Consider the following 9,599-nt stretch of genomic DNA (forward strand, 5'->3'; position numbering starts at 1 on the left):
TTGGACGTGGAGGTCGAATTCCTCGGGGGGTGCTGGTGGGGTGAGGCTGTTTCCGTGCGCCTTTGCTTCGGACATGTTCTAATTATACTTCGCTTGTTCGAATATGTCTTCTAGTAGTGTGGAAAACTTCAGGGGTTTTCGATAGGCGCTAGTGCGCGAAGCGGAATAAAATGCATAAATATGCATTCCTGATCATGAAATCCATCTCAAAAGCTGACTGCCGAGCGATGCGCAAATACGGCTAATGCCCAAGAAGAAGCGGGAATTAGTGCGAACCCGCCGGATTCCTGAAAAGTCGGGACCAGCTGGATTATGACATGATATTCCAGTTCAGAACTTCCACGCGCAGCGCCCGGCCGCATCCTAGGCAGGGGCGAGGCAGCACCACCATTTCCCTTGAGGATCCGCGATGAACCGCAAACCGTCCGTGAGCTCCAGTCCGGCCACCCTGCTGGGCGCGCAGCTGCGCCGCCGCAAGTCGATCACGAATATGATCGCCGAAGCGGAAACCAATGCAGGGGCAGGCCAGCTGCGCCGCACCTTGGGCATGTGGCAGCTGACCATGATCAGCGTCGGCGCCACCATGGGCACCGGCATCCTGGTGATCCTCGGCGATACCGTGCCGATCGCCGGTCCGGCCATCTGGATCTCGTTCGTGATCGCGGGCATTACCGCGCTGCTTTCGGCGGTGTCCTACGCCGAAATGGCCGGCATGGTTCCGGTTTCCGGCTCCAGCTATTCCTATTCCTATGCCACCATGGGAGAAGGCATCGCCTGGATCTGCGGCTGGTGCCTGGTGCTCGAATACGCGGTGTCGGTGGCTGCGGTGGCCGTGGGTTCGGGCCAGTACGTGAACGAAACGTTGCGCACCTTCGGCATGGAGCTGCCCGAGCTGCTGGCTGGCGGCCCGGCCGACGGTGGCGTGGTGAACCTGCCGGCGCTGATCGTCGTCGCACTGGCCACCTTGCTGCTGGTGCGCGGGGCGCGCGAGTCGGCCATCGTGAACTCGATCGTCGTGGCCATCAAGGCCGGCATCCTGCTCTTCTTCTCGGCCGTCGCCTTCAGCGCTTTCAATGCGGGCAACTTCGAGCCGCTGCTGCCAATGGGCGCCGCCGGCGTGACCGCGGCGGCATCGAGCGTGTTCTTCTCCTATATCGGCTTCGACGCCGCCTCGACGGCCGGCGAGGAAGCCAAGAACCCGAAGCGCGACCTGCCCCGGGCGATCATGCTCTCCATGCTGATCGTGACCATCAGCTACGTGCTGGTGGCCGTTTCGGCGATCGGCGCGCGCGAATGGAACTGGTTCGAAGGCGCACAAGCGCCGCTGGTGCAGATCATCGGCGAACTGACCGGGCAGCCGGTCTTCGTGCTGGTCTTCGCGGTCGCCGCGGTGCTGGCCATCGCCTCGGTAGTGCTCACCGTGCTCTACGGCCAGACCCGCATCCTGCTGGCCATGTCGCGCGATGGGCTGGTGCCGGCGGTGTTCGGCAAGGTCTCGGCCCGCACCGGCACCCCGGTCGCCGGCACCTGGATCACCGGCATCCTGGTGGCGGTCACTGCCGGGTTCATCCCGCTGGGCGCACTGGCCGACGCCACCAGCATCGGCACGCTGTTCGCCTTCGCGCTGGTCGGCGCCTCGGTGATCTACCTGCGCAGAACCCAGCCCAAGGCCGAGCGCACCTTCCGCGTGCCGCTGTACCCGCTCACCCCGATCCTGGGCATCTTCGCTTGCCTGTTCCTGATGAGCCAGCTCGGTTGGCATACCTGGCTGGTGTTCATCATCTGGATGATCGTCGGCGCAGCGCTCTACCTTGGCTACGGCCGGCGCCGTTCGCGCCTGGGCCAGATGAGCGCGCAGGACTACGCGGCCAGCCACGGAAACGAAAAGTAGCTGCGCGCAGCACGCAGCAAGCGGGCGGGACCCGGCAGCCACAGGCATGCCGGGTCCCGCCCCTTTAACTACTTGCCCTAGTAGCTGAGCCCGAAGCCGTAGTCGAAGAGCGCTCCGTCGGCAGTTTCGCCGTAGCCGGGCAGGTCGCTGGCCTCGTCCATGACGAATGGCTGGCGGATCGCACCGGGCGCTTAATGCCCGTCGCGCTGCTGAATTCGCCGTTCGCCGCGCTTGATGAGCAGCAGCGAAGTTCCGCGAAGTTGGGGGCGGGTGCGGCTTTCCGTACCGCCCCCAGTTCTGGCGCCTAGATTTCGCAGGTTTCAGAGGGCGCGTTGCGGATCAATCCGCGCTCGGCCACCAGCGTGCTGATGAGCAGAATGGCGGCGGCCGCGTTCCAGGGAACGAGCGGCAAATAGCCTTCTGGCGGCAGGTCGGAGATCAGCCAGCGGGTTATCAGGAACGTGGCCAATCCCAGCGCAAGCGAAATGGCGAATGCGATGCCCCGGTGCTTCTTGGAGACGCCCTGCCACGCGGGGATTGACCCGTCGGCAGGTGCTTCAGAGGTGATTCCCAAGAATTTCAGCATGCGTTCCTTCTCGATAATGTCCGATAGTTGTCATATAAAGATCAAGTCAACTGAGTGTTATTTCGATAGTATCGAATCTGAAAATTGCTGTACATGGTACTTTCGGATGACACTTCGACCTCGAGCTCCGAGCCCGGGTGAAACTTGCGGCCCCGTGCACGGCGCGGTGGCGCCATTCGGCGTCCGGTGCAGCCAATCGCGGGAGCAGGACCGAGGTGCGTGGGCGCATCGCTCGGAATGCTGCGAGATCGCCCCCGGGGAAGTGTTAATGGGAAGGCGCACTAGCGGCCTAGCGCCAGGCGCGGTTCCTGCCTTATCATCAGTGAGTCAGGAACATGGCCCCGCCAGGTTCCGGCGCTCTCAAAAGGGGCGATACCCGTTGCGGTCCAGCAACCGGTAACGGCAGACATATATGGAATTTCTTCAGCACGATTTCTTGAAAAGAGTCCATAATGTCTAGCGTTTCAGCTGCCATTGCCCACGCCCTTAAGCCGCTGGCCCCGCGGATCTTCGGATTGATGGGCAACGGCAATGCCCACTTCCTCGACGCCGCAGTGCGTGCAGGCTTCGACTACACCGCCGTGCGCCACGAATCGGCCGCCGTTTCGGCCGCCGACGCCTACTTCCGCATCTCCAATAAGCTGGCCATCGCCTCCACCACTTACGGTGCCGGCTACACCAACACCATCACCGCACTGGCTGAAGCCGCCGCGGCCCGGACCCCGCTGCTGTTCGTCACCGGCGACGCGCCAACTTCCGGCCTGCGTGGCTGGGACGTCGACCAGGCCGCGATCGACACAGCAGTGCGAGCGCCGCGCTACGTCGTTGACCGCGACAACCCGGGTGCCACTGCTCTGGAGGCGGCCGCCCGGGCGTTGCGCGAACAGATGCCGGTTGTTTTGGCGATCCCTTATGATTTGGCCGCGGTGGATTCGCTCAAAGAGCAGCTGCCTGATTTCGCCTCCCTGCGCAGCACCCCTCCGGCACCGCAGCTGAACTCCACCCAGCTGGAGCAGATCGCTGGAAAGCTCAACGCCTCGCAGCGCACCCACATCCTCTATGGCCGCGGCGCGATCGATGCCGCCGCGCAGGTCCAGTCGCTGGCGCAGAAGCTGGACGCCACCACCTCGGGTACGTTGCTGGCCCGCGACCTGCTGGACTACGAGTTCGATTTGGGCATCACCGGAGGCTTCTCCACCGAGGCCAACGCCCGCATCATCGCGCAGGCCGATACGGTATTGGTGCTCGGCGCCTCGTTGAACCAGTTCACCATGCGTTTTGGCGATCTGGTCGCGCAGGATGCCAGCTTGATCCAGATCGACCTGGGGTGCGCCGCCACCAACCCGCGCGTGGACTATTTCGCCACCGCCGATGCGACCCTGGCCGCCGCGGACCTGCTCGGTGCGGTGGAGCAGGCGCAGGGCGGATGGCGTTCAAGCCTGGACCTGTCCAACCTGCGCACCCGTCCGGCCGGTGACGACCTAGCCGCCGACGGGCAGCTTGATCCGCGCCGCGTGGCCAGCGAACTGGAGAAGATCCTGCCGGCCAATCGCGTGCTGGTGCAAGACGGCGGCCACTTCATCGGCTGGGGGCCCATGTACTGGTCGACCACCGGTGCACGCTCCTTGAGCTGCGTGGGCACCGCGTACCAGTCCATCGGCCTGGGCATCGCTTCCATGGTGGGCGCAGGCCCAGCGGCGCAGGGGCGCACGGTCGTGCTGGCCGCCGGCGATGGCGGCTTCCTGATGGGCCTGGCGGACCTCGAATCGATCGTTCGCACCGTGGAGAGTGGCGTAATCGTCATCTACAACGACTCCGCGTACGGAGCGGAAATCCACCAGTACGGATCCGTCGGCCTGCACGAAGACCCGATGCTGATCCCGACGGTGGATTTCGCCGGTATCGCCAAGGCCATGGGAGCCACTGGAATCCGCGTTGACACGCTCGAAGACCTCGCCGGGGTCCAGCAGTGGGTGGATGCCGGAGCCCGTGGTGTGTGCCTGGTGGATGCCCGTGTCTCGATGCATGTGCGTGCTCCTTATATGGACGAGGTCCTTTCTGCGAACAAGAAGGCCGCCGCGGCTGCGGCATTACAATCCGGTAAAGGTGGTGGCAAGCGGTAGCCGAACGTCGTAGGGTGGTTGAGTGCGCAAGTTATTAGTCGGAACAGCAAGTCTGGGTCTAGGGGCACTTTTGATGTTCCCCTCAACCGGCGCTTTTGCTGCACCCACTGGCCCTGGCGACTCGGCGGGTGCCAGCGCAGCGCAGCTTTCCGAGACCTCGCTTCGCGTGGCAACCATCCAGGCAAATCTCAGCGGCGAAACCCCCCAGGAGCTGCCCGCGAACCTGATGCGCGGATCCGACCGCCAGGCGGCGCAGGTTGCAGACAAGATCAGCAGCGCCAATGCGGACGTGGTGGTGCTGACAGATATGGACGCCACCCAGGACGCGGTTGATGCACTGAACGACCAGTATCTGAACAATCCCGACGATGCCCGCGCCGATGTGGAATACGGGTATTCCTACCTGGCCGTGGGCTCCAAGGGCCTGCAAAGCGGTGCCGATCTGAACGCTGATGGCGTCATCGGCGGCGCCGAGGATGCGTGGGGCCAGGCTGCATTCGCCGAGCAGGGTTCGATTGTCGTGCTATCGAAGTACCCGATTGCACAAGACCAGGTCACCAGCGTTTCCCAGCTCAAGTGGCAGGACGTTGCCAACGACATGATGCACCACACCGACTTCTCTGGTGTGCTGGCCGCCTCCATTCCGGTGATGAGCACCGGGCTGTGGGACATTCCCATCCAATACCGTGGCGAGCCGGTGCATATTCTTGCGACCCAAACCCAGCCAGATGCGCAGGACCAGGAATTCGCCAAGGCACGCCAGGCTGATGAGTTGAAGGTTCTCACCGGCTACCTGTCCGGAGAGGACTACGTTCGCACCGATGAGGGCGAGCAAGCAGAAGGAGTCGGCGAAGACCGCTATGTCATCGCCGGCGCACTTGGCTTGCAGGAGAACGCGGCAGATCGCGTTGAACCATTCCTCCAGGGGCTCAAGCGCGCGAACGCTTTGAATGATTCCGGAAGCTACCTGGTCCCCAGCGCAACTTGGCAGGTATTGGGCCAGGGCCGCATCCAGGAGCATCCGCCAAGCAGTTCCCAGCCCCTGCCAGGAACGGTGCCGGACTTGGTGCAAGCATCAAGCCCGCTGATCTGGACCGATGTCCAGTTCTAGATGCCGAGCAAACCCCGCAGATAAGGATTGAGGAATCGTCCCTCCGGATCGGCAGTTTGGCGCACCCTCGTGAAATCGCTGAATTTCGGGTAGAGCTGCGCCAAATCCGCTGCTTGCAGGCTATGTTCCTTGCCCCAATGCGGCCGGCCGCCCAAAGAACGGAAGATCTCTTCCATGGCCGGGAAGTATCCCGGAGCCTTATCCCGAATGTAGCGGTGCACGGCAATGTATGCTGTCTGCCTGCCGCTGGCGGTACCCAACCAGGTGGAGTCCTCGGCCGCGGTACGCACCTCGACAGGGAAGGAAACTCCAATTCCCGAACGCCTGAAATACGCTCGCACCTTCGCGAAAGCTTCATCGAAGCCAGCTAGCGGCAGCGCATACTCCATCTCGGTGAAGCGCACCCGTCGCGCACTGGTGAAAGCTTCATTCCATGGCGCGATGCTGCTGCGCTCCGGCAGGGCCGCGCAAGCCACCTCATTCAATTTGGCAGTGGTCCGGGGGACCGCTGCGCTCAGCGAGCTGAGCAGCTGCAACGCGCCATTGGAGAGCAGTTCATTGTTCAGCCAGCGGGCCGCCGCAGGCGGCTGATCGGCAGGGACCTGGCCGTCGAGCCGGGTGTTGATCTTCACCTGGGCTTTGCTGGTGCCCGGGAACCAGAAGAATTCCAGATGGTCTTCTTGCCGGGCACGATCAACAAAGCTTTCGGCGATCTGCCCGATGGGTTCGATGGATTCGGCCGCACGCATCATGTAGTAGGGAACGCACCGCAGCCGGACGTGGGTGAGTACCCCCAGTACTCCCAGGCCAAGCCGGGACGCCTCGAACAATTCGCTATTCTCCTGCGCGCTGGCGCGGAGATGGGTCCCATCGGCCAGCATGAGCTGCACTCCGGTGACCGTTGCGCTGAATCCGCTGAATTCCAGGCCCGTGCCGTGGGTGCCGGTGCTGATTGCTCCAGCGACCGACTGCTTGTCGATATCTCCCATATTCTCCAACGCGAGGTTGAAGGGCCTGAGCAGGGCGGGGATCTGCCAGAGCCGGGTTCCGGCGCGGAACGTCACCTCGTGGGTGCGAGCGTCGACTTCCTCGATGCCGCGAAAGCCATCCAGATTCAGCAAGATCCCGTCGGTATCTGCCAGCGGAGTGAAGGAATGGCCTGCGCCGACGGTGCGCACCGGCTGGTGCTGGTCGGCGGCCTGCTCCAGGCTCTGCGCTAATTCTGCGATGCTGCGCGGAGAATGGACAGCTGCTGGGTGGGAGACCACGGTGCGTGCGAAATTCCTGAAAGTACTCACAGGAATGCTTTCCCTTCTCCACGGTAAGTAGGCCATTGTTCGACGATCCTGCCCTTGGAGTACACCGCCGCCTTATTAACGCGTTCGGCCGGTTCGCCGGACTTGGCATGGCGCAGCCACACGGTATCGCCTATGGCAATGCGGTGCGCCGACGGGCCAGTGAGCGGAGTCTGCACTTCGCCGGCTCCTTCCATGGCCAGGTAGCGAAGCTTCTTGGGATGCTCGATGGTGGGCAAGCGGTCCTTGCCGGCTGGGCCCGATGCGGCCCAACCGCCACCAAGGATGGTGACCGTTCGCTCATCGGGACGGCGGACTACCGGGAATCCCAGGTACAGGGCAGGGGTGGGGCGGAATGCGCGGTAGGAATCGAAGAGCGCGGGCGCGAATAATCCTGAGCCCGCGGCGATTTCGGTTACCGCTGGTTCTTGGATGGTGCTTTCTACCGAACCGGTACCTCCGGCATTTACAAACCGCAGGTCGCCGAGCTCCCGTACCAATTCCACGGTTTCGGCCCGGCGGTCCGCCAATTCGGCGGCGCTGGCTTGGCGCAGCTTGCGGGCGATCAGTGCCCTGGGGCTGAAACCCCCATCGGGGACCGAAGCGATTTGGGATTCGTAGCCCATCAGCCCGTCCAAGATGAAGTTGCGCCGGCGGTGCACCTGGGCGGCCAGCTCGGCGACCTGTTCCGGCCGGGTCAGCGGAGAACGCGCGGCGCCGATACGGAGGTTGCTGCTGGGGTAATAGGCAGCATCCAGTTCCAGGGCGACCTTCAGCGGCCCGTGCCCCGGTGCGATCCTGTCGATCAAATCCAACTGCTCTTGGGTATCCACCATGAGCGTTACCTCTTCGCGTGCCTGTTCGCTGGCGGCCCACCGGCTGATCGCTTCGGCATCGGTTTGCGGGTAGGCAACCACCAAGTCCTTCAAGCCATGGCTGGCCAGCCATAATGCTTCGGCCAAGGTGAAGCAGAGAACGCCGCGGAAACCGGGCTCATCCAGGACCCGTTCCAATGCCTTGCGTACACGCAGGGATTTGGACGCGATGCGAATCGGCACACCTCCGGCCCGTTCGCGCAGGGCGATCACGTTGGAATCGAAGGCATCCAGATCGAGCAGCGCGACCGGATGCTCCGAGATCCCGGCGCTTTTCAAGGCGTGGTTATACCGTTTGGCCTGAGCGTTCTTCATAGGCCAACTCTTGCACCAGCGTCGGGGAGTTTCAAGGAATTTTTCAAGACGCTTGCTTGAAAGCGCAAAGCCCAAGGTAACTCTCAGGGTCTTGCGGTTAAGCTGGAGCCATCATGAAAAACGATCCGATTTCAATGACTTTGATTGGCAAAGATGGAAAGCCGCGCTCCGGCGTGCAGGACGCCATCATGAAGGGCATCGGCGTGCAGCGCCCGCTGGTGCTTGCCTACATCAAGAGGCTGCGCAAAAAGCACCCTGACGCTACTACTGCCCAGCTGGCAGCTATTGTCGAGCGCGATTACCTGCGCGTAGTTACCGGTTCCGGTGCAGCCGTGGGTGGAACCGCAGCCGTTCCCGCTGTTGGTACCGGTATCGCCCTGGGCCTATCCATAGCTGCGACCCTGGGCTTCCTGGAAGCCTCGGCGCTGTATGCGCAAAGCCTGGCAGAGCTGCACGGCATAGCCATCGACGATCCGGATCGATCACGAGTCCTGGTCATGGGCATCATGATGGGCGATGAGGGCAGCTCGATGATTGCCGGATTGACTTCCCAGGCCGCAGGTCGCGGTGGGGGTCCAATCCAGGGATGGGCCAAGTCCTTCGGTGCCAGCAGGTCCACGAGCATCTACTCTGCAATGCAGCGCACCATGCAGAAGAAGTTCCTGCGCAAGATCATTGGCACCCAAGCGGCTAGCACCATCGGCCGTTTGGTTCCGTTTGGGGTCGGCGCGGCCATCGGTGGCGTAGGCAATCGATATATGGCCAAGCGCGTGATCGAGAATGCGGCAGTGGCCTTCGCCGGCATTCCCACGGTGGCGCCAAGCTCTCTGCCCCTGGATGATCCTAGAGTCATTGACGCAGAGATCGTCGAGGACTAGCTGAATCGCGGTAGCCGGCCACTGAGGTGGTCGGCTACCGGCTTTTAAGACGAATTTTTATGCGTTTTACAGATTTTTGCGAGCACCGAACCGCATGAACCCGGGCTTTAATCGGCGCTCCGGAATTAAGTGTGCACGGTCACCGTCAAAAACCACCCACCCGATTTGCAGGACCCCCAAAACCTGTGTATAGTTTTTCCTTGTCGCCGAGAACAAAACGGAAGAAATAACCGGATGTGAAACGGCGGCAGAACCCCAGAAAATCAAGGTTTTTCCACAGTCTTGTGGGCAACAATTGAAAAGAATGGGAACTGGGAATACTGGTTCAAATCACAAACAATGGATTTGACTTTCAGGAATTCGAAGTTATAGAATATGAATATAACGCTGGACGAAATTACCGCCTGGAATGGTGGGTAAAGAACCGGTAAGTGTTTGTTGTTTGAGAACTCAATAGTGTGCCAAGTTTGTTGATACCGAATATTTTTATTTGGTGAATACATAACATTTGCTTGAGGCATTGCA

At 61.9% G+C, this 9,599-nt stretch carries 7 protein-coding genes; 4 read left to right on the forward strand and 3 right to left on the reverse strand.

All coding sequences use genetic code 11. The annotated features are described in order from the left end of the window. The first annotated feature begins 409 nt into the window (after positions 1–409). Entirely contained in the window at positions 410–1,891 is a 1,482-nt protein-coding gene (locus ACIOTL_RS17960; protein WP_400344198.1) for an amino acid permease, read from the forward strand. 304 nt (positions 1,892–2,195) lie between these two features. Here the strand turns inward: ACIOTL_RS17960 and ACIOTL_RS17965 are convergent, their stop codons facing one another. After that, the gene (locus tag ACIOTL_RS17965) at positions 2,196–2,477 is read right to left on the reverse strand and encodes a hypothetical protein (RefSeq protein WP_400344199.1); all 282 of its coding nucleotides are present in this window, start codon (positions 2,475–2,477) and stop codon (positions 2,196–2,198) included. 452 nt (positions 2,478–2,929) lie between these two features. Here ACIOTL_RS17965 and ACIOTL_RS17970 point away from each other — a divergent pair, with 452 nt between their 5' ends. Together ACIOTL_RS17970 and ACIOTL_RS17975 are read left to right on the forward strand one after the other, a co-directional pair. Then, complete coding sequence (locus ACIOTL_RS17970) at positions 2,930–4,600, forward strand: thiamine pyrophosphate-binding protein (protein ID WP_400344202.1); 1,671 nt, start codon at positions 2,930–2,932, stop codon at positions 4,598–4,600. 73 nt (positions 4,601–4,673) lie between these two features. Continuing rightward, complete coding sequence (locus ACIOTL_RS17975) at positions 4,674–5,711, forward strand: endonuclease/exonuclease/phosphatase family protein (RefSeq protein ID WP_400344205.1); 1,038 nt, start codon at positions 4,674–4,676, stop codon at positions 5,709–5,711. Here the strand turns inward: ACIOTL_RS17975 and ACIOTL_RS17980 are convergent. Together ACIOTL_RS17980 and ACIOTL_RS17985 are read right to left on the reverse strand one after the other, a co-directional pair. Beyond that, positions 5,708–7,009 (reverse strand): D-arabinono-1,4-lactone oxidase, encoded by a 1,302-nt coding sequence (locus tag ACIOTL_RS17980; RefSeq protein WP_400344207.1) that lies wholly within the window; start codon positions 7,007–7,009, stop codon positions 5,708–5,710. The two genes, ACIOTL_RS17975 and ACIOTL_RS17980, sit on opposite strands and share 4 nt — an antisense overlap. Continuing rightward, positions 7,006–8,196, reverse strand: coding sequence for an alanine racemase (locus ACIOTL_RS17985; RefSeq protein WP_105662729.1), 1,191 nt, complete (start codon positions 8,194–8,196; stop codon positions 7,006–7,008). The genes ACIOTL_RS17980 and ACIOTL_RS17985 overlap by 4 nt, the downstream gene beginning before the upstream one ends. Positions 8,197–8,309: 113 nt before the next feature. On the opposite strand from ACIOTL_RS17985, the gene ACIOTL_RS17990 reads away from it, so the two are divergent. Next, a complete protein-coding gene (locus ACIOTL_RS17990; protein WP_400344210.1) occupies positions 8,310–9,074 on the forward strand; it encodes a hypothetical protein in 765 nt (254 codons plus the stop codon). Positions 9,075–9,599 lie beyond the last annotated feature (525 nt).

It is taken from the genome of Glutamicibacter sp. NPDC087673 (assembly GCF_044743255.1).
In the GTDB taxonomy this organism is placed as follows: domain Bacteria; phylum Actinomycetota; class Actinomycetes; order Actinomycetales; family Micrococcaceae; genus Glutamicibacter.

Bases quoted from the DNA above. Each gene is read 5' to 3' on its own strand.
- ACIOTL_RS17960 (WP_400344198.1), top strand. From the start codon at position 410: ATGAACCGCAAACCGTCCGTGAGCTCCAGTCCGGCCACCCTGCTGGGC.
- ACIOTL_RS17965 (WP_400344199.1), bottom strand. From the start codon at position 2,477: ATGCTGAAATTCTTGGGAATCACCTCTGAAGCACCTGCCGACGGGTCA.
- ACIOTL_RS17970 (WP_400344202.1), top strand. From the start codon at position 2,930: ATGTCTAGCGTTTCAGCTGCCATTGCCCACGCCCTTAAGCCGCTGGCC.
- ACIOTL_RS17975 (WP_400344205.1), top strand. From the start codon at position 4,674: ATGTTCCCCTCAACCGGCGCTTTTGCTGCACCCACTGGCCCTGGCGAC.
- ACIOTL_RS17985 (WP_105662729.1), bottom strand. From the start codon at position 8,196: ATGAAGAACGCTCAGGCCAAACGGTATAACCACGCCTTGAAAAGCGCC.
- ACIOTL_RS17990 (WP_400344210.1), top strand. From the start codon at position 8,310: ATGAAAAACGATCCGATTTCAATGACTTTGATTGGCAAAGATGGAAAG.